The organism is Microbacterium sp. AC145 (assembly GCF_979258505.1).
Genome location: NZ_OZ409859.1, coordinates 1,388,532 through 1,407,797, shown reverse-complemented (window position 1 = coordinate 1,407,797; position 19,266 = coordinate 1,388,532). Strand labels below are relative to the sequence as shown.

At 66.2% G+C, this 19,266-nt stretch carries 20 protein-coding genes and 1 pseudogene; 5 read left to right on the top strand and 16 right to left on the bottom strand.

The window, feature by feature from the left end; genetic code table 11:
• Positions 1 to 12 precede the first annotated feature (12 nt).
• A pseudogene (locus tag ACZZZN_RS06915) lies at positions 13 to 2,360 on the top strand (ATP-binding cassette domain-containing protein).
• 16 nt (positions 2,361 to 2,376) lie between these two features.
• On the opposite strand, the gene ACZZZN_RS06910 reads toward ACZZZN_RS06915, so the two are convergent.
• Both ACZZZN_RS06910 and ACZZZN_RS06905 read right to left on the bottom strand, forming a co-directional pair.
• Positions 2,377 to 3,222 (bottom strand): class I SAM-dependent methyltransferase, encoded by an 846-nt coding sequence (locus ACZZZN_RS06910; RefSeq protein ID WP_463504436.1) that lies wholly within the window; start codon positions 3,220 to 3,222, stop codon positions 2,377 to 2,379.
• A gap of 331 nt (positions 3,223 to 3,553) precedes the next feature.
• Positions 3,554 to 3,718 carry a hypothetical protein gene (locus ACZZZN_RS06905; protein WP_463504435.1) on the bottom strand — a complete coding sequence of 55 codons (165 nt, stop codon included), beginning with the start codon at positions 3,716 to 3,718 and terminating at the stop codon, positions 3,554 to 3,556.
• Between ACZZZN_RS06905 and ACZZZN_RS06900 the strand changes: the two genes are divergently transcribed.
• Positions 3,717 to 4,190 carry a hypothetical protein gene (locus tag ACZZZN_RS06900; protein WP_463504434.1) on the top strand — a complete coding sequence of 158 codons (474 nt, stop codon included), beginning with the start codon at positions 3,717 to 3,719 and terminating at the stop codon, positions 4,188 to 4,190. The two genes, ACZZZN_RS06905 and ACZZZN_RS06900, sit on opposite strands and share 2 nt — an antisense overlap.
• 25 nt (positions 4,191 to 4,215) lie before the next feature.
• Here the strand turns inward: ACZZZN_RS06900 and ACZZZN_RS06895 are convergent, their stop codons facing one another.
• The 5 genes from ACZZZN_RS06895 to ACZZZN_RS06875 all read right to left on the bottom strand — a co-directional run bounded on the left by ACZZZN_RS06895 (position 4,216) and on the right by ACZZZN_RS06875 (position 6,616).
• Positions 4,216 to 4,779 carry a GNAT family N-acetyltransferase gene (locus ACZZZN_RS06895; RefSeq protein ID WP_463504433.1) on the bottom strand — a complete coding sequence of 188 codons (564 nt, stop codon included), beginning with the start codon at positions 4,777 to 4,779 and terminating at the stop codon, positions 4,216 to 4,218.
• A gap of 11 nt (positions 4,780 to 4,790) precedes the next feature.
• Positions 4,791 to 5,288 (bottom strand): SRPBCC domain-containing protein, encoded by a 498-nt coding sequence (locus ACZZZN_RS06890; RefSeq protein WP_463504432.1) that lies wholly within the window; start codon positions 5,286 to 5,288, stop codon positions 4,791 to 4,793.
• Positions 5,285 to 5,617, bottom strand: coding sequence for an ArsR/SmtB family transcription factor (locus ACZZZN_RS06885; RefSeq protein ID WP_463504431.1), 333 nt, complete (start codon positions 5,615 to 5,617; stop codon positions 5,285 to 5,287). The genes ACZZZN_RS06890 and ACZZZN_RS06885 overlap by 4 nt, the downstream gene beginning before the upstream one ends.
• A 99-nt stretch (positions 5,618 to 5,716) precedes the next feature.
• Complete coding sequence (locus ACZZZN_RS06880; protein ID WP_463504430.1) at positions 5,717 to 6,169, bottom strand: GNAT family N-acetyltransferase; 453 nt, start codon at positions 6,167 to 6,169, stop codon at positions 5,717 to 5,719.
• A 78-nt stretch (positions 6,170 to 6,247) separates the two neighbouring features.
• Positions 6,248 to 6,616: a VOC family protein gene (locus tag ACZZZN_RS06875; protein WP_463504429.1), complete on the bottom strand. Its 369-nt coding sequence runs from the start codon at positions 6,614 to 6,616 to the stop codon at positions 6,248 to 6,250.
• Between the two features lie 95 nt (positions 6,617 to 6,711).
• On the opposite strand from ACZZZN_RS06875, the gene ACZZZN_RS06870 reads away from it, so the two are divergent.
• Together ACZZZN_RS06870 and ACZZZN_RS06865 are read left to right on the top strand one after the other, a co-directional pair.
• Entirely contained in the window at positions 6,712 to 8,046 is a 1,335-nt protein-coding gene (locus ACZZZN_RS06870) for an MFS transporter (protein WP_463504428.1), read from the top strand.
• A 10-nt stretch (positions 8,047 to 8,056) separates the two neighbouring features.
• Positions 8,057 to 8,482, top strand: a complete 426-nt coding sequence (locus ACZZZN_RS06865) for a GNAT family N-acetyltransferase (RefSeq protein WP_463504427.1) — start codon at positions 8,057 to 8,059, stop codon at positions 8,480 to 8,482.
• A 30-nt stretch (positions 8,483 to 8,512) separates the two neighbouring features.
• Here ACZZZN_RS06865 and ACZZZN_RS06860 read toward each other — a convergent pair whose 3' ends face one another.
• The 6 genes from ACZZZN_RS06860 to polA form a co-directional block, all read right to left on the bottom strand.
• Complete coding sequence (locus tag ACZZZN_RS06860; RefSeq protein ID WP_463504426.1) at positions 8,513 to 9,268, bottom strand: formylglycine-generating enzyme family protein; 756 nt, start codon at positions 9,266 to 9,268, stop codon at positions 8,513 to 8,515.
• Positions 9,265 to 10,023, bottom strand: coding sequence for an SGNH/GDSL hydrolase family protein (locus ACZZZN_RS06855; RefSeq protein WP_463504425.1), 759 nt, complete (start codon positions 10,021 to 10,023; stop codon positions 9,265 to 9,267). The genes ACZZZN_RS06860 and ACZZZN_RS06855 overlap by 4 nt, the downstream gene beginning before the upstream one ends.
• A 37-nt stretch (positions 10,024 to 10,060) precedes the next feature.
• On the bottom strand, positions 10,061 to 11,413 hold the full coding sequence (locus ACZZZN_RS06850; protein ID WP_463504424.1) for an MFS transporter: 1,353 nt from the start codon (positions 11,411 to 11,413) through the stop codon (positions 10,061 to 10,063).
• Positions 11,414 to 11,461: 48 nt separating this feature from the next.
• Complete coding sequence (locus tag ACZZZN_RS06845) at positions 11,462 to 12,496, bottom strand: LLM class flavin-dependent oxidoreductase (protein ID WP_463504423.1); 1,035 nt, start codon at positions 12,494 to 12,496, stop codon at positions 11,462 to 11,464.
• A 53-nt stretch (positions 12,497 to 12,549) separates the two neighbouring features.
• Complete coding sequence (locus ACZZZN_RS06840; RefSeq protein WP_463504422.1) at positions 12,550 to 14,226, bottom strand: DUF885 domain-containing protein; 1,677 nt, start codon at positions 14,224 to 14,226, stop codon at positions 12,550 to 12,552.
• 61 nt (positions 14,227 to 14,287) lie between these two features.
• The gene (gene polA, locus ACZZZN_RS06835; protein WP_463504421.1) at positions 14,288 to 16,921 is read right to left on the bottom strand and encodes a DNA polymerase I; all 2,634 of its coding nucleotides are present in this window, start codon (positions 16,919 to 16,921) and stop codon (positions 14,288 to 14,290) included.
• A gap of 45 nt (positions 16,922 to 16,966) precedes the next feature.
• Between polA and ACZZZN_RS06830 the strand changes: the two genes are divergently transcribed.
• The gene (locus ACZZZN_RS06830; protein WP_463504420.1) at positions 16,967 to 17,392 is read left to right on the top strand and encodes a hotdog fold thioesterase; all 426 of its coding nucleotides are present in this window, start codon (positions 16,967 to 16,969) and stop codon (positions 17,390 to 17,392) included.
• 7 nt (positions 17,393 to 17,399) lie between these two features.
• Here ACZZZN_RS06830 and ACZZZN_RS06825 read toward each other — a convergent pair whose 3' ends face one another.
• The 3 genes from ACZZZN_RS06825 to ACZZZN_RS06815 all read right to left on the bottom strand — a co-directional run bounded on the left by ACZZZN_RS06825 (position 17,400) and on the right by ACZZZN_RS06815 (position 19,261).
• The gene (locus ACZZZN_RS06825) at positions 17,400 to 17,720 is read right to left on the bottom strand and encodes a hypothetical protein (protein ID WP_463504419.1); all 321 of its coding nucleotides are present in this window, start codon (positions 17,718 to 17,720) and stop codon (positions 17,400 to 17,402) included.
• A gap of 120 nt (positions 17,721 to 17,840) precedes the next feature.
• On the bottom strand, positions 17,841 to 18,554 hold the full coding sequence (locus ACZZZN_RS06820; RefSeq protein ID WP_463504418.1) for a GAF and ANTAR domain-containing protein: 714 nt from the start codon (positions 18,552 to 18,554) through the stop codon (positions 17,841 to 17,843).
• Positions 18,551 to 19,261, bottom strand: coding sequence for a GAF and ANTAR domain-containing protein (locus ACZZZN_RS06815; protein ID WP_463504417.1), 711 nt, complete (start codon positions 19,259 to 19,261; stop codon positions 18,551 to 18,553). Before ACZZZN_RS06815 ends, ACZZZN_RS06820 begins: the two co-directional genes overlap by 4 nt.
• Positions 19,262 to 19,266: the final 5 nt, after the last annotated feature.

Sequence of the window (19,266 nt, the reverse complement as noted above, 5' to 3'; positions counted from 1 at the left end):
CCGAGGACCACCATGACCCACGCCGCCGACGGCCACGACCTGATCCGCGTTCAGGGCGCCAGGGAGAACAACCTCAAAGACGTCAGCGTCGACATTCCGAAGCGCCGTTTGACGGTGTTCACCGGCGTGTCCGGTTCGGGTAAGAGCTCGCTGGTCTTCGACACCATCGCGGCCGAGTCGAGGCGGATGATCGACGAGACCTACAGCGCCTTCGTGCAGGGTTTCATGCCCTCGGTGCCCCGGCCAGATGTCGATGTCCTCGAGGGGCTCACGACCTCGATCATCGTCGACCAGGAACGTCTCGGGGCCAACCCGCGATCGACCGTCGGCACTGTCACCGACGCGAACGCGATGCTGCGGATCCTCTTCAGCAAGCTCGGCGATCCCTACATCGGCGGGCCGACGGCCTTCTCCTTCAACATCCCGACTCAGAAGGCCAGCGGCGTGATGACGGGGCCGGGCGGCGAGAAGAAGATCGTCAAGGATGCGATCTATCTCGGCGGTATGTGCCCACGGTGTGAGGGCAGGGGAGCGGTCTCCGACCTCGACCTCGCCCAGATCGTCGATGAGTCGAAGTCGCTCGACGAAGGCGCGATCATGGTGCCCGGCTATACCGCGGACGGCTGGATGGTCAAGGGTTTCTCGGCGTCGGGCTTCTACCCGGCAGACAAGCCGGTCTCATCGTTCTCCGAGAAGCAGCGTCACCTCTTCCTCTACGGCGAGGTCACGAAGGTCAAGATCTCGGGTATCAACATGACCTATGAGGGATTGATCCCGAAGATCACGAAGGCGATGCTCTCGAAAGACCTGGATGCGCTGCAACCGCACATCCGCGCTTTCGTCGAGCGCGTCGCGACCTTCGCGACCTGTCCCGAATGCGACGGTACCCGGCTCACCGAAGGCGCGCGGTCGTCGAAGATCGACGGGATCAGCATCGCCGACGCGTGTCGGATGCAGGTGACAGACCTCGCCGCCTGGGTGCGCGATCTCGATCTGCCCGGCGCCGGCCCGCTCCTGGACGCGCTGAAGGCGAATCTCGATGCCTTCGTGACGCTCGGGCTCGGATACCTCAGTCTGGAGCGCCCATCGGGAACACTGTCCGGGGGGAGGCACAGCGAATCAAGATGCTCCGGCACCTCGGCTCGTCTCTCACCGACGTCACCTACGTCTTCGACGAACCCACGATCGGGCTCCACCCGCATGACATCCAGCGCATGAACACGCTGCTGTTGCGGCTTCGGGACAAGGGCAACACGGTGCTCGTCGTCGAACACAAGCCCGAGACCATCGTGATCGGAGATCACGTGGTGGATCTCGGACCCGGCGCCGGAAGCGCCGGCGGCGAGATCTGCTTCGAAGGGACTGTCGAGGGACTCAAAGCCAGCGGCACACGCACCGGAGCCCATCTCGACGATCGGGCGTCACTCAAGCCCGCAGTGCGACGCAGCACGGGTGCGATCGAGATCAGGGGCGCGACCGCCAACAATCTTCGAGGTGTCGACGTCGACATCCCCACCGGCGTGCTCACTGTCGTGACAGGGGTCGCCGGCTCGGGAAAGAGCTCGTTGATCCACGGATCGGTGTCGAAGCGCGAGGGAGTCGTAGCCATCGATCAGGGTGCGATCAGGGGCTCGCGCCGCAGCAACCCCGCCACCTACACGGGGTTGCTGGAGCCCATCCGCAAAGCGTTCGCCAAGGCGAACGGTGTGAAGCCGGCCCTGTTCAGCGCGAACTCCGAGGGTGCCTGCCCGACCTGCAAGGGCGCGGGCGTCATCATCACCGAGCTCGGATTCATGGACACCATCGAGACGCCCTGTGAAGACTGCGGCGGCAAGCGCTTCCAGGCGGCGGTGCTCGAGTACAAGCTCGCAGGCAAGGACATCACCCAGGTGCTGGATCTGCCGGTCTCCGAGGCGCGTGTCTTCTTCTCCGAGGGCGACGCGAAGCTGCCGGCGGCCGCTGCGATCCTCGGACGTCTGGAAGACGTGGGTCTCGGCTATCTCTCGCTCGGTCAGCCGCTGTCGACCCTGTCGGGAGGCGAGCGCCAGCGCATCAAGCTCGCGATCCAGATGGGGGAGAAAGGCGATACGTACGTGCTCGACGAGCCGACGACCGGTCTGCACCTCGCCGACGTGCAGAACATCCTGGGGCTGCTCGACCGGCTCGTGGAGTCAGGTAAGACCGTGATCGTCATCGAGCACCACCAGGCGGTGATGGCCCACGCCGACTGGATCATCGACATCGGCCCCGGTGCCGGGCACGACGGCGGCCGTGTCGTGTTCGAGGGCATCCCTGCAGACCTCGTGGCGGAGAAGTCGTCGCTGACGGGTGAGCACCTCGCCGCCTACGTCGGGGCGTAGGGCGAGAGGCGATCGCTCAGGCCATGCGAGCGACGATCGTATAGGTGCAGGGGATGAGGTCGCGCTCGGCCTCGGGCCAGGCATAGCCGCGCGGAACCTCGACCATTCGGGGGCTGAACCGCCAGGGGAGCGTTCGACCCTCGTCGAAGTGGACGAGGTGCAGGCCTGCGCGCAGGAGGGCCGTGAGGATCTCCGAGAGCGGGTGCGGCCATTCGTAGGTTCGCGGATGGGCGACAGTGCCGTCTCCGGCGTACGTGGATTCGTCATCCCACTGCTGTGCGCGACCGTCGCCGAAGTACGGATACCTCGTGGCGAATCCCTCGGCGTCTTCGTCGAGGGCGAGTAGTGCGGGGTGACCGTCCCGGATGAAGAACGTCCCGCCGGGACGCAGCAGGGCGACGATCTGAGCCGCCCAGCGATCGAGATCTTCGAGCCAGCAGATCGTGCCGATGCTCGTGTACACCACGTCGAAGTCGCCCGACACCGCGTTCCTGGCATCGAGGACGTCGGTATGCACCCACGTCGCTTCAACTCCGGTGCGCGCGGCGAGAGCCGCTGCCGCCCGCAGCGCAGGCTCTGAGAAATCCACGCCGGTCACACGGGCGCCGGCACGCGCCAGCGAGATGGTGTCCGTGCCGATGTGGCACTGCAGATGACACAGGTCGAGTCCTGACAGGCTTCCGCCGGTGACGAAACGGTCGAGCACGGGCAGATCGTCGGTCACGACGTCGCTGAGATGGCTCGGTTCGTCGAATGCATCCAGCCCGTACGCGGCTTCATGCAGTGGTGCGCGGTCGTCCCAGTTCTGCCGGTTCGCGGTGCGTGCAGCTTCCCAGTCGATCTCGACGTTGCGTCCGTTCACGGCTCGAGCCTATCGACAGCCCCGATCGCCGTGCTCGTGGTAACGCTGATAATGCACATTATGTCAGCTCACATGAATCCGACTCCGCTTCACCGGCTGCGCGGTCCCCGTCTGCGTCAATCGGTGGATGCGCGCAACACTGCGGACCTCAGCCGCTCTCACCACGCTGATGTCGGCTGGCGCGTTACTCACCGCATGTGCTGCGGTGCCCGGCGTCGCGTTCGAGCAGCTCTGCGATGATCCACTCGTGATCTCGTGCGAACGCGCTGCAGAATCGACACTCGTGGTGATCGATGCTGATTCGCCGAACGGAGCCGTTTCCGAGTTCGCATCAGCGCTCGACCATGCGACGTCGGCGTTCGATGGCACGGTGAGTCTCGAAGCCCGGCCCTCGCACGATGTCGTCCTCGACCCCCGAGGTGGCCCCACCGTTCACATGGCGGATCGAATTGAATGCCGTCGACCCGGCACTTGTCGACGAGATGGTGAGCGACATGCTCGCTGCATCGACTGTCCCCGGCGCCGTCGGCATCACACATGAGGGTGGTTGGGGCTCTGTCGTGGTGCAGCACCTGGAGCTGTTCGAACAGGTGTTCCAACAGCTCTCTCGTGGGGTGTTCGAAGACGGCGCGACGTACACGCTGCAGTCGCTGGACGAGCGCCTCCGGATCGTCCACGTCCCCTCACGCACGTCGGAGGATGCGATCCGCGAGATCATCTCCATCGCGCAGGACTATCCCGATGCCGAAGTCCTGCTGGAAGCCACGACAAGCGGCGTGCAATCCCCCACTTTCTACGTCTCCCGCCTCACTCCCCCGCAGCAGCAAGAGGTGGCTGCCCGGCTGCGTGATCCCCGATTTGCGACTGCGGATGTCGACGGGTGCCCGCTCGAATTCGTACTCGGAGCGCTCGGAGAGCAGGGCATCACCTATGTCTCTGGGACGTTCGGTGACGTGCCGGTCGGCTGATCCTTCACTCGCTATGTGAGCACGGTCACCACGGTGTGCCCCGGAGATCGATGTCGCCTTCTGGCCACGGTGATCCTGCGGCCTCGAAGATGAGGATCGGCCCCTCCGGCGAGACGATCATCGTCGGCGGATCGGTCATCGAGACATGGTGCTCGGTCGCATGTATTCGCGACCACCCCGCGCTTGCATAGAACGGCACGACGTCGTCGCGGCATCCGAGATAGCCGAAGTCGATCTCGCCATCGTCGAGCATCTCCTGCTGTGCACGGACCATCACACGTCGCCCCACGCCCGAGCCGCGCCAGCCGGGATGGACCAGCACTCCCCCAGTGCCCGCGACGCCGACTTCCCGCGCGCCGACACTCACTCGGCGGCGTTGGAACCCCGCATGGCCGAGCAGCGTCGAATCACGAAAGAGCAGGACGTGCACGTCTGCCGGTGAGTATCCGTATGGGCGGCCCGGATCCCAGTCGCCGTGAGTCGCCAGGTATTCGCTGTCGAACAGCGCTCGGAGCGCGTCGATATGCGAACCGGACAACTGCTGATGTTCGACGATGACGAAGAACTCCCGCGCCGAGCTCGGATCCATCGAGTCGACTGTCATAGTCGCCGCTCCGCTTCGCCCTCGACGAGAGTGGCCAGGGCTCCGGTCACCGCTCCCCACCCGTCGAAGAAGCCGAGCTGTTCATGGAGGTTCCGGGTCTCGGGGTCAGCGTGCCGGACGAGCACTCGATATGTCGTTCCCTCTGCGTGTTCTTCAAGAACGATCTCAGCCGTCATTGACACGGGCTCGGGGCTCGCCGGCCGCCACTCGCTGTCCAGGGCATTCGTGAAGACCAGTCTCCGTGCGCGCTCGACCACGATGAAGACACCGTCGATGTGCGGCACATAGTCGACTCCGTCCTCGCTCATGCTCGTGACGAAGGCGCCGCCGGCGACCACTTCGAGCCGCTCCACCCGCGCCACCGTCGGCCTGGGGACCCACCAGCGCTCGAGAAGCCGCGGTTCTGTCCACGCGCGCCAGATCGCCTCGGGAGAAGCGCGGATGAGCCTCTCGAGGGTCAGATCCAGACGGGCGTCAGGGGTGGAGGCGGTCATCGGTTCTCCTTCAGTTCGGTCACGAAGCCCTCGAGACGATCGGTCCGCTGCTCCCAGATGCGACGTTGATCGTCGAGCCAATCCCCCACGACGGCGAGTCGTTCCCGGTCGAGGGTGCACGTTCGTACCCGGCCCCGCTTCGCAGTGTTGATCAGCCCGCACTGCTCCAGAGTTCGGATGTGCTTCATGAAGGACGGGAGCGTGATCGTGAACGACCCGGCCAGCTCGCCGACGCTCGCCGGCCCCGCGCCGAGTCTTCGGATCACCTCGCGGCGAGTGGGGTCGGCGAGAGCGAGGAATACTCCGCTCTCATCGCCATGGTTAGCCATGGGTGAAAGTATTACCCGACGCGTACAGTATGCGCAAGGGCAAAGTATTTATCGTGTCGAGAATCTCCGCCGGAAGCGCGCGTGTGCGCGCCGATGAACTCAGCGTGAGCGCGAGGGGCGAACCATGCAGACGAGACCTCTCCGATCGTCCCAGGAAGCGACTCTCCCGAAGCCCCGGGATTTATACAGCCGGATCGCGGCGGTGCGCCACTCCCAGACCGAGAGCCTGACGGAACCGTCCGTCAGCGACAAGGCTGCATCCAGCAGAGCGGACCCCACGCCTCTGCCACGCACATCTGGATCGGCCCACAGTCGTTTGATCTCGGCGTCTCCCCCGGTGATTCTGACGACCGCCACGCCTGCAGCACGCTCATCGACCTCTGCGATCAGCGTCGTGCACTCGGCGTAGGCAGATCCTGGATCTGCGACCTCACGCTCGTATCCTGAGGGCAGCATCCCCATGGAGGACGATGATTCGGCTGTGTCGTGCTCGACTTTCTCCGTTTCGGTCTGCAGTAGATATGCCCGCACGAGAGAGCCCACATCGTCCACGTCGGCGCCGTCCCAGGAGGCGTGCCGCACGGTCGTGGATGGTCGCTGAGGTCGAAAGGTCACCCGTCTATTCTGACGTCACTGGGCAGACCAGACTCCGAGCTCGTTGCCCGTCGGGTCGGTGAAGTGCAGGCGCCGCCCTCCAGGGAACTCATACGGCCCTTGCGTGACGGCGCCTCCGGCCGCGGTGATCGCGGTCTCGGTCGCGTCGAGGTCATCGGAGTACAGAAGCACGAGCGGTCCGCCTGCGGCGCGCCCGGTGTCGGAGAGCAGTAGACCACCCATCTCGGAGCCGTCGCCGGATGGGTCGGCGATACCCGCGTAGGAAGGGCCGTAGTCGACGAAACTCCACCCGAATGCGTTCTGGTAGAAGCGCTTCGCGGTGTCGAGATCTGTGACGACGAGCTCGACGTAGTTGATCGCGTGATTGACCGGTGCAGGTGTCATGCGGCAACGCTAGCGACAGCATCCGACATCCGGTACCCACACTCGATGAGCCTCGCGCGGCCGGAGCACGCACAGAGCAGGAGTAGCGTTGAGGGGTGCAACAGGTTCCCCGCTCCCCCGTGGTCACCCCGGGGTGGAGGGCCTGGTTGATCTGGTCGGTCGGCGTTGCTGCGTATGTTCTCGCCATCACGAACCGAACCTCTCTCGGCGCCGTGGGAGTCGAGGCTGCCGACCGGTTCCAAGCCGATGCATCCACACTCGCGCTCTTCGCCGTGGTGCAGCTCGCGGTGTATGGAGGCATGCAGATTCCGATCGGCATCCTGCTGGATCGCTTCGGCTCGCGTCCGATCATGACGATCGGCATGCTCTTGATGGCGGCGGGGCAGCTCACGATGGCGCTCTCCCCCAGCATCGGCATCGCGGTGTTCGCCCGTGTCCTCCTCGGCGCGGGCGACGCGGCGATCTTCCCGGCGGTGCTCAGGCTCGTCGCCACCTGGTTCCCGGCCCAACGCGGACCGATCATGGTGCAGTTCACCGGCATCATCGGCCAGGCTGGCCAACTGATCGCGTTGGTTCCGCTCGCAGCACTGCTGCACGCGACCACCTGGAGCATCACCTTCGGGAGCGTCGCCGGGCTCGGGGTGCTCTTCACCATCCTCGTCGCGCTGCTGATCCGCAACCACCCCGTCGAGCGAGGGGCCGATGTGTCGGTCGACACCGACACCGGCGTGATCCGTGTCGTGACATCGTCGATCGACACCGGCGTGGGCATCAGGGCCGCGCTCGCGCACCCCGGCACCCGACTCGCCTTCTGGTCTCACTTCACGACGCCGTTCGCAGGAACCGCCTTCATCCTGCTCTGGGGCATGCCGTTCCTGACGGCCGCTCAGGGCCTCGACACCGCCCACGCCGCCGGGATCATCTCTGTCTATGTGATCGCGGGAATGGTTCTCGGTCCGATCATCGGCGATCTCTCGCGTCGCCTGCCGAATCAGCGCTCGCTCGCCCTCGTGCTTCCGGCCGTCGGAGTGCAGTTCGTCGCGTGGGTCGCTGCGCTCGCGATGCCTGGCCCTGCACCGCTGTGGATGCTGTACATGCTCGCGGTCGCTCTCGCAACCGGGGGCCCGGCGAGCATGATCGCGTTCGACCATGCGCGCACACACAATCCGTCGCATCGGCTCAGCACGGCGACCGGGGTGACCAACGCCGGCGGTTTCATCGCAGCGCTCATAGCGATCTGGCTGATCGGCCTCGCCCTCGACATCCAGGGCGCAGGCACCCCCGAGACCTACTCGTTCGAGGCATTCCGCATCGCGTTCCTCATGCCCATCCCGCTCTGGATCCTCGGCGTCACTTTCATCCTCGTCGAGCGCAAACGCACGCGCATCAGAATGGGGCTGGATCCAGAGAAGCCTCGCCGACGCCCCTAGGCTGTCGTGCATGCCCCCGGCCTTCAGATTCTCCGACGATGCCTCTGTCATCGACCGCGCCCTCGTGCACCGGTGGCTCAGCGAGCAGTCGTACTGGGCGCAGGGGCGAACGCGTGAGACTCAGGAAGCCGCGATGGACGCGTCTCGCAACTACGGCATCCTCGACGGCGATGACCGACAGGTCGCCTACGCGCGCGTGGTCACGGACGGAGTGACGTTCGCGTGGCTCTGCGACGTGTTCGTCGACGAGGCCGCACGCGGGAACGGCCTCGGGAAGATGCTCGTCGAAGGGGTCTTGGACGACCTGCAGAACTCATCGACGGTGAAGCGGATCATGCTCGCCACGAGCACCGCAGACGGCCTGTATGCGCGATACGGATTCGCGGAGTCGCCCGGCCCGAACCGCTACATGATCAGGCAGATGGAGCGAAGCTGACTCGTAAGCGGTCTCTTCGCGTTGCGGCGGTCAACGCTCCGGACGCCGTAGCGGCGTCCAGCCGAACGGCACCGGTCCGTCGAGAAACGCGTTCTCGCGATCCGCGTGGTCCGACCACCCCTGGGCCTTCGCCGATGTGTCGAAAGCGCCCCGCGCCACTCGCAGGCCGACATCCTCGTGGTGCATCCGAGGCCCTCCCCCGCGGCGGACCGAGGCCCGCACGCTCCAGGAGTCGTCGGCGAAACCGCCGCCGCGGAACACCCGGTAGTCGCCGTAGCGGCCGGGGTCAAGGAGATCCCAGCACCACTCCCAGACGTTGCCGAGGGTGTCGAAGAGGCCGTTGAGATTCGGCAGCTTCGCCCCGACGTCCTGAGGCGACGTCACGCCGTCCGAGCTCGTCCACGCGGCGTCGGCGAGAGGGGCGTAATGGGGCCCGACGGAACCGGCTCGGCAAGCGAACTCCCACTCGGCTTCCGTAGGGAGCCGGTAGCCGTCTCCGGTGGTGTCCCAGGTGACGTCCTCGCCATCGAAGCGGTAGACAGGATCGAGTCCCTCCCATTCCGAGGCGGCGTTGCAGAAGTGCACGGCACGGAGCCAGCTCAGATCTGCCGCCGGGCGGCGCGGGTGTTTCGAGGGGATCGGAAGGATCTCGGCGAACTGCTCCTCGGTCACGGGGAACACGCCGATCTCGAAATCCTCGAGGTCGACCGAGCGCTCGACCTTACGCCTGGCGTCGTGCAGCGTGACCCGCCCCCCGCCGATGCGGCGCATCTCGATGTCTGTCACGAGCGCGGGGCCAGCTCGACCCAGGTGGGATGTTTCGCTGCACGTCCGTCACCCGATGACGTGCGTGTGACGCGTCGGCGCACCCAGGGACCGACGAACTCTCGGTAATACGCGAGACCCCCCGGTCCCACCGCGGACAGTGATGTCGGCGACCACCACGTCGGGTCCGGTTCGAATCCGAGCCCGTGCAGCACACGCGCGGCCACACGGTGGTGCCCGGCCGAATTCATGTGCAATCGATCCTCAGACCAGTACTGCGGCTGCGACAGCTCGCGGTCGGGCCAGTTCAGGGCTCGCACCACATCGGGCCGACCCTGCACACGCCTCAGCACCGCCTCGGAGAGCAGATCGCCCCGCCGCTTCACCAACCCACCCATCGGCAGCTGGCCGCTCGGATTGGCACCGGAGAGAAGTATCAGCGTCACACCCTCGTCATCGCATCGCCGCAACACTCGGCTGAAGGCGTCGGCGATGTGCTCGAGGTCTGTGCGCGGGCGCAGCATGTCGTTGCCGCCGCCGTTGAAGGACAGGTGCGTGGGACCCAGCGCGAGCGCCGGTTCGAGCTGTTGCTCGACGATCGGCCAGGCGAGCTTGCCGCGGATGGCGAGGTTCGCGTACTTGACGGAATGCCCCGATGCGTCGGCCCAGCCCTGTGCGGCAAGATCTGCCCATCCTCGTTCCCGACCGTCGGGAAGCACGTCGCCGACCCCTTCGGTGAAGGAATCGCCGATGGCCACATATCGAACCTCTGTCACACAGCAAGCCTATTGCCGTGCTCGGACATCGAGCTGCTCATCGATCATCGAGCGCTTCGCCTCGCCTGTCGACCAGTCCCCATGCCGCTGCGGCGGCGACCACGAAACAGGCGCCGAAGACGGCGAAGAGCAGCGGTGCGCCACCGGCCAGCAGCATGACGGGCACGGCGAGAGGCGCGACGATCGACGCGATCCTCCCCACGCCCGCTGCCCATCCGGCTCCGGTGCCGCGCAACGACGTCGGATAGATCTCGGGAGAGACCGCATACAGCGCGCCCCACGCACCCAGGTTGAAGAACGACAGTGCCATCCCCGACGCGATGATCGTCGCCTCGGTCGTGGAGGTGCCGAAGAAGACGGCCGAGACAGCGGACCCGACGAGGAAAACCGACAGCGTGGTGCGGCGTCCCCACACCTCGATCAACCAGGCGGCGACGGCGTACCCGGGCAGCTGCGCGAGTGTGATGATCAGCGTGAACCCGAAGGAGCGGACGAGATCGAATCCCGCATCGACAAGGATGCTCGGGATCCAGATGAATGCGCCGTAATAGGCGAAGTTCACGCAGAGCCAGACGATCCAGAGGCAGAGCGTACGCACTCGGAACTCGGCGTTCCACAGCGTCGTGAGGCGTGCTCGCGAAGTCACGGCTATCGAACGCGATGCAGGTTCGCGGCGGATCGCCGGGCCCGGTTCGACGCCGGCATCGGCTTCGAACATCGACACGATGCGGTCTGCTTCGGCGATCCTGCCTCGGGAGGCGAGCCAGCGCGGCGACTCCGGCAGACCCCAGCGCACGATGAGGGCGTAGACCGCGGGAATGGCGCCGAGCGCGAAGGCCCAGCGCCAACCGTCCTCCGATGCGGGGATGACGAAATACCCGATGAGTGCCGCAGCGGTCCAGCCGAGCGCCCAGAACGCTTCGAGAATCACTATCAGCCGACCCCGGATGCGCGCGGGCGCGAACTCGCTGACGTAGGTCGATGCGACAGGGAGCTCCGCGCCGAGCCCGAGACCCACGAGGAATCGCAGCACGAGCAAGGCGGCGAGTCCTCCGACGAGCGCGCTCGCACCCGTCGCGATGCCGTAGACGAGAAGCGTGAGCGCGAAGACCTGCCGCCGCCCCAACCTGTCGGCGAGGAGCCCGCCGAGGGTGGCGCCGATCGCCATGCCGATGAACCCGACCGATGCGATCCAGCCGGCATCGGTCTTGGTCAGGCCCCACTGCTGGGTGAGGGCCGCGAGGATGAACGAGATGAGTCCGACGTCCATGGCGTCGAGAGCCCACCCGACACCCGAACCGGTCAGAAGACGCAGGTGGCGGCGGGTGAAAGGCAGATCGTCGAGACGCCCGGCGAGCGAGGCGCGGCTCGGCAACGAGGTGTTGGCCATCCCCTCATCGTAGGGGTGCCGGGCTCGTCGTCGGCCGCGCCCGCTCGCTCAGGCGCGCTGAGCGAGCAGCCTGCGAACCCGCGGGATCACCTCGGTGCCGTAGAGCTCGATGCTGCGCATCATCGCATCGTGTGACAACGTGCCGGTGGCGTACTTGAGATCGAATCGACCGAGTCCGAGCGTGCTCACTGTGTCTGCGATCTTCGCCGCCACACGGTCAGGAGAGCCTGCGTAGGTCGCACCTGCCGGACCGATGTCGTTCTGGAACCGCGCGCGGCTGTAGGGAGGCCACCCCCGCTCGGCGCCGATGGTGTTGTTCATGGCCTCGAAACCCGAGTAGGCCGCGTCCCAGGCCTCGTCATCGGTGTCTGCGATGTGTCCGGGGGAATGCACGGCGATCGGATGCGACGTCGTGCCGAACGATGCCACGGAACGGTGGTAGAGGTCGACGAACGGCTTGAATCGCCCTGCGGGACCGCCGATGATCGCGAGCATCAGCCCGAGACCGTGTCGTGCCACTCGCACGACCGACTCAGGGCTGCCGCCGACGCCGACCCAGGTGCGGAGGCCCTTCTCCGTCTTGGGGAAGACCTCGGCGTTCTGCAGCGCTGCTCTCATCGATCCGGACCAGGTGACCGGTTCCTCCTTGAGGAGTTCGACGAAGAGTTCGAGTTTCTGCTCGAACAGCGCCTCGTAATCGTGCAGGTCATAGCCGAACAGCGGGAAGGACTCGATGAACGACCCTCGTCCGAGCACGACCTCGGCGCGACCGTCGGACAGCGCATCGAGGGTCGCGAAGCGTTCGAACACGCGAACCGGGTCATCGGATGACAGCACGGTCACGGCTGTGCCGAGGCGGATGCTCTTCGTGCGGCCGGCGATCGTCGCGAGGACCATCTCGGGTGCCGACACGGCGAACTCCGAACGGTGGTGCTCCCCCACGCCGAAGAAGTCGACTCCGACGCGATCAGCCATCTCTGCCTGCTCGACGACGTTGCGGATCGTCTGCGCAGCGGTGAGTAGCTCGCCGTCAGCGCCTCGTGTGATGTCGCCGAAGGTGTCCAGCCCGAACTCGATGCTCATGTCAGCCCTTTCTATTCAACTGAATGAACACGAGACGGGCTGGACGCATTCCCTCACCGGGCGAGAAGAGCTGTCCGAAGCGTGTCGAGGCCGACTCCGCCCATGTCGAGAGCCCGCTTGTGGAAATCCTTGACGTCGAAGTCCGCCCCGCGCTCCACCTGGTACGCGTCGCGCACTTGCTCCCAGATGCGCTGGCCGACCTTGTACGACGGAGCTTGCCCTGGCCAGCCCAGGTAGCGGTTGACCTCGAACTGCACGAACTGGTCGGACATATTCACGTTCTGACGCATGAACTCGAGTGCATAGTCCGCATCCCAGACGCCGGTGCCGTCGAGGCGAGGCTTGCCGAGGTGCACGCCGATGTCGAGCACGACGCGTGCCGCGCGCATCCGCTGTCCATCGAGCATGCCGAGCCGGTCGGCCGGATCGTCGAGGTAACCGAGCTGCTGCATGAGACGCTCCGCATAGAGCGCCCAGCCCTCGGCGTGGCCCGACGTGCCGGCGAGCAGACGCCTCCAGGAGTTGAGCTCGGTGCGGTTGTACACCGCCTGGGCGATCTGCAGGTGATGCCCGGGAACGCCCTCGTGGTAGACGGTCGTGAGCTCGCGCCACGTGTCGAACTCGGTCACGCCTTCGGGAACCGACCACCACATGCGCCCGGGGCGCGAGAAGTCGTCTGTCGGCCCCGTGTAGTAGATGCCACCCTCCTGAGTCGGGGCGATCATGCACTCGAGCGTTCGGATGGCCTCAGGAATGTCGAAGTGCGTCGCGCCGAGTTCGGCGACCGCCCGGTCGCTCGTCTCCTGCATCCATCGCTGCAACGCCTCTGTGCCGACGAGCTTGCGGGCAGGGTCTGCCTCGAGATGTGCCACGGCCTCTTCGACGGACGATCCGGGGAGAATCTCGTTCGCGATCGCCGTCTGCTCAGCGACCATACGTGCGAGTTCTTCGCGACCCCACTCGTAGGTCTCGTCGAGATCGATCGTCGCGCCGAGGAAGCGGCGCGAGTTCAGGGCGTAGAGCTCGCGGCCCACGGCGTCGACGTCGGTCGCGGCGGGAGCCAGCTCTTCTGCGAGGAAGCTGCGCAGCTCGTCGTAGGCGACCCGCGCGGCCGCCGAGTTGTCGGCCAGCGTGCGGGCGAGAGAGGCCGGGAGGTTGCCCTCCTGCGGAGCGGCGTCCGCGACGAACGCGGCGAAGAACCCGTCGTCGGCCGTGTAGCGATCGATCTGCGTCGCGACCTCGACGACCTGGCGACGCGCAGGCGTGGCACCGGCGGCGATACCGGCCCGCAGCGTCTCGGTGTACCCGCGAAGCGCATCGGGCACCGCTGCGAGTCGAGTGGCGATGACCGACCAGTCGTCTGCGGTCGCAGTGGGCATGAGGTCGAATGCCGAGCGCACGTCCTGGGCAGCCGAGGCGATCACATTGAGGTCGCGCAGGTGCCACTTCGCCTCGTGCAGCTCGAGATCGAGGCTGAGCTCCGCCGAGAGGTCGGTCTTGGTCACTTCGTCGATCGCGTCGGAAGGTTCGAGCGCGGCGAGCTTCGCGAGCGTTGCACGGGTCGCTGAAGCGATCTCCTCGTGACCGGCGGGGCTCAGGTCGCCGAACCGATCGTTGACCTCATCTCGACCGATGTATGTGCCGAGGGTCGGAGCGAGCACTGCGATGGTGTCGACCCACTCATCGGCGACTTTGTCGATGGCAGACGGGGTGCGGGGAGATGAGGTCATCCCTCCAGCGTAGCCCCGCACCCTCAGCGCACGACATCGGTCTGGCGTGCGTCGCCGACGGTCAGTGGGCGGCCTCGTTCCAGTCCTGCCCGCGTCCGACCTGCACGTCGAGCGGAACGGTGAGATCGGCCGCGTCACCCATGCGCGTCCGAACGATCCGCTCGGTCGCGTCCCACTCCCCCGGAGCGACCTCGACCACGAGCTCGTCGTGAATCTGCAGAAGAGCGCGCGACGTGAGGCCCTCGGTGCGCAGATCCTCGTGGATGTGCAGCAGCGCGATCTTCATGATGTCGGCGGCGCTTCCCTGGATCGGGGCGTTGAGTGCTGCGCGCTCTGCATTCTCTCGGAGCACGCGATTCGGACTCGCGAGGTCGGGGAACGGGCGACGCCGTCCGAAGATCGTCTCGGTGTAGCCGACTTCTTTGGCCTTCATGACTGACGCACGGAGGTAGTCGCGCACCGCGCCGAACCGGGCGAAGTACTCGATCATCAGCTGCTTCGCCTCGGACTGTTCGATGCGGAGCTGCTTGGACAGGCCGAACGCCGAGAGACCGTAGACCAGCCCGTACGACATCGCCTTGACCTTGGTGCGCATGGCCGCGGTCACATCACCGGGTTCGACACCGAACACGCGTGCGCCGACGAAGCGGTGCAGGTCCTCGCCGCTGTTGAAGGCCTCGATCAGGCCCTCGTCGCCGGAGAGGTGCGCCATGATGCGCATCTCGATCTGCGAGTAGTCGGCGGTGAGCAGCGACTCATAGCCTTCTCCGACCTGGAACGCGCTGCGGATGCGACGCGATTCCTCGGTGCGGACGGGGATGTTCTGGAGGTTCGGGTCGGTGCTCGAGAGTCGGCCGGTCTGACTGCCCGTCTGCACGTAGGTGGTGTGCACGCGGTCATCGACCCCGATCGCCGTGTCGAGTGACTCGATGATCTGCCGGAGCTTCGTGGCCTCGCGGTGTTGGAGCAGGAGCCCGAGGAACGGATGCGGGTTCGACTCCTGCAGATCGGCCAGAACCGCGGCATCCGTCGAGTACCCCGTCTTCGTCTTGCGGGTCTTCGGAAGCTGCAGGTCGTCGAAGAGCACCTCCTGCAGCTGCTTCGGAGAGCCGAGGTTGAACTCGCGGCCGACGATTCCGAACGCCTCCTGAGCGAGCCCCTCGGCGCGCGTGGCGAGCTCGCCCGAGAACGTGGAGAGCACCTCGTGCGACACCGCGACGCCGGCCACCTCCATGTCGGCGAGAGTCAGGAGCGTGGGAAGCTCGATGTCGGTGAGGACGGCGGCCACTGGCTCGGGGATGTCCTCGCGCAGCGCTGCGGCGACGCGGAGTGCGAACCACGCCTCCTGCGAGGGCGTGGCACCTTCGGTCTCGGGGACCAACTGAGACGGATCCGCCTCGGGGAGCTTCTCGCCGAGGTACCGCTCGACGAGGTCTCCGAGCGACTTGTCGGGGAAGCTCGGGCGCAGCAACCACCCGGCGAGGCTGGTGTCGTAGGCGAGTCCGTGGAAGCGGATTCCCTGTCGCAGCAGGGCCTTGACCTGGGGCTTCGCGTCGTGGAGGACCTTGGGGCTCGTCGACTCGAGCCACGGGCGCAGAGCGTCGGCGGCATCATCCGTCCAGTCGAGTTCGCGGAGCTCCTTCTCGGTCGCGGCCCCCACTCGCGTGGGCACCCCGCCCTGCACCAGGATCCGCAGTGCGACGTCGTTGGTCTGCGCGTCGGCCCACGCGACGAACTCCGAAGGGGTGACCTGAGCGGGCTCCGGCAGCACGACTGCAGCGGCGGGGTCGTCGGCGACCTCGCCGGCCCCGACGGCATCGAAGACGCGCGGCAGCAGCGTGCGGAACTCGAGGCGGGCGAAGATGTCACGCACTGCCTGAGCATCGATCGGCGCCACCGCGAGGTCGTCGGGAGCGACGGGCAGCTCGACATCCGTCAGCAGTCGGTTGAGGCGACGGTTCCGCCGCACGTCCTCGATGTGGTCGCGGAGGTTCCCGCCCACCACACCCTTGATCTCCTCCGCTCGCTCCAGCAGGTCATCGAGAGACCCGAACTGCGTGAGCCACTTGACGGCGGTCTTCTCGCCGACCTTGGGAACGCCGGGCAGGTTGTCGCTGGTCTCGCCCACAAGGGCGGCGATGTCGGGGTACTGCTCGGGGCGCACTCCGTAGCGCTCCTGCACGGTGACCGGGTCGTAGCGCTTGAGCTGTGAGACTCCCTGCACCGAGGGGTAGAGCAGCGTCACATCATCGGTGACGAGCTGGATCGTGTCTCGGTCTCCGGAGACGACCAGGACGTCGTACCCCTGCTCAGCACCCTGTGTCGACAGGGTGGCGAGGATGTCGTCGGCCTCGAAGCCCTCTTTCGTGAGCACCGGGATCGACATCGCGGCGAGGCAGTCCTGCAGCAGCGGGATCTGTCCACGGAACTCCTGGGGAGACTCCGACCGGGTCGCCTTGTATTCGGGGTACTGATCGGTGCGAAAAGAATGACGCGAGGTGTCGAATGCGATCGCCATATGCGTGGGCTGCTCGGCCTTGATGAGGTTCACCAGCATCGACAGGAAGCCGTAGATGGCATTCGTGTGCTGGTTGTCCTTGGTCGTGAAGTTCTCGACCGGAAGGGCGAAGAAAGCACGGTAGGCGAGGGAATGGCCGTCGACGACCATGAGGGTAGGCTTTGCGGAGTCCGTCACCCTGTCAGCCTAACGAGGACGACAGACACCCGCTGAGGAGGATCCATGACCGAGACCGCGACGAGCGCAGGACTCGACTGGGCGACAGCCCGTGGAATGGGCGCACTCGCCCAGAAGATGGGCATGGAATTCCTCGAATTCACCACCGAGCGCTGTGTCGCGACGCTTCCGGTCGAGGGCAACACGCAACCCGTGGGCCTCATGCACGGCGGTGCCTACGTCGTCCTCGGCGAGTCACTCGGCTCGATGGCGGCGAACCTCCACGCCGGTCCCGGCCGGCTCGCGGTCGGAGTCGACATCAACGCGACACATACGCGATCCGCGACGTCGGGGGTCGTGACCGGCGTCTGCACGCCGGTGCATCTCGGCCGAAGCATCACGGTGCACGAGATCGTCGTCTCCGACGATCAGGGTCGTCGGTGCTCGACGATCCGCATCACCAACATGATCAAGGATGCTCCGGCGGCCTGATCCCCCGTCAGATCGACGACTCCCAGTACGTCAGATCGGACGATGACGACGCCCCCAGTCCCGGCCGTCGTTCGACGGAGTCGGACTGCCTCAGGATTCTGTCGACCGTCTCCTCATCCTCCACCTCGGCGCCCTCGCTCTTCGCCGTCACCACGCTGAGGTCGACGAGCCACCCCACGCGCAGCTGCACGCGTCGGCGATGCCCGTGCGCGTCGGCATAGGGGATGTCCACGAAAGCGGAGTCGAAGCTCCTCGCCAGTGCGAGCGAATACCTGCAGACAGCGTCTGCGAGACGGTCACCTGTGAGGAACGTCCCGAAGGGCGTCACGATCCGCTTCATAAGATCCCCGAACTCGCTGAAAGACGATGCGCCGGGGTCTGGGGCGTGCCTGGGATTCTACGCGTACGTCCGCGGTTCTCGCTCGCTCCCACGGGTCGGAGCGGCTGCTCAGTCGAGGACGAGTCGCCTCTCGACGATCTGTCTGGCCACCTCGCCGAGTCGCAGCGAGTTGCGCCGCGCGTGATCACGGATCAGTCCGAAGGCTTCATCGATCGGAACTCCGACCGTGTAGGCCACGACGCCCTTGGCCTGTTCGATCACGATGCGACTGTTGAGAGCGTGCTGCAACTGCTCGGCGAGGATCGCGGACTCGCGCAGCACGCGCTCGTGAAGGATGCCGATGGTCGCCACGTCCGCGAGTGCACGGGCGACGACCAGGTCATCGTCCGACGGCTCCTCCCCCGCCGCCTGCAGAAGCGTGAGGGTTCCGATGGTCTGATCGCGGAGTCGCAGCGGGATGACGAAGATCGAGGAGTAGCCGGCCGCGCGCGCCACTCGCCGGAACTCGTCGGCATCGGGGCCGAGATCGTCGATGTCGGGAACAGCCACGACGGCTCCCGATTCGTAACTGCCCAGCGCCGGACCCTGGGAACCGAGCAGCAATGCCTCCACCACGGTCCCCGCTTCGCTCGTCGACGCGACGAGCTCGAGATCGCCGCTCGGATCGGCGAGGAGGATACCGGCAGCGGCCACTTCGAGTTCCTCGCGACAGGTATCAGCGAGCTGCTGCATCAGTTCGACGACGTCGTACTCGTCGACAAGCGTGTCAGCGAGCTGCGCGAAGGTGCGCAGAAGTCGGCGGTCACGGTCGAGCCTGCTCACGACGCGACCTCGATCGTCCCGGAGTCCCTGGTGAAGACGATGCGCCCGGTGAGCACATCCTCGGCGACGGCCATCACCGTGCAGTCGGTGGCGAAGGCCCGACTGTGGAGCAGAAGTCTGGCATCTTCCGCCGCGATGTCGAGCTGCGCGAGCACCATGCCGGTCGCCTGGTGCACCGTGCGTCTCGAGAGGGGCGGCAGAATGCTGTCGTCGGTCACATCGAGCTCGCTGATACGGTCGCGCAGCACCCGACGTGCGATGACGTCTGCGAGCGCGGTGGCGCGGGTGGTCTGAACGTGGTCGAGGGTGAGGGGTGCGACCGAGTAGAGATCGATCGCTCCGAACCTCAGATTGCCGACCGTCAGAGGAAACGCGAAGATCGACGCGACCGCGCCCGATTGTGCGGCTCGGCCGAATGCAGGCCACCTGTCGGCGCCCTGCGGGCTGAGCAGGTGCGGCTCCATGACGGGACGGGCGAGACGCATCGCATCCCAGCACGGACCTTCCCCGAGATCGAACTGCAGCTCATCGAGCCACGCCGATGCCTTGTCGGTCGCTGCGACGGTCTGGCTGCCGAGGAACCCGCCGAGAGTGGAGACGGATGCTCCGGTCACCGGCAGGACAGCGAGGAACGAGAAAGGAAGCTCGGTCACCTGTGTCGCCGGATCGCCCAGCCCCGCCAAGGTGGTCCTGAATCCGTCTTCCATGGCTT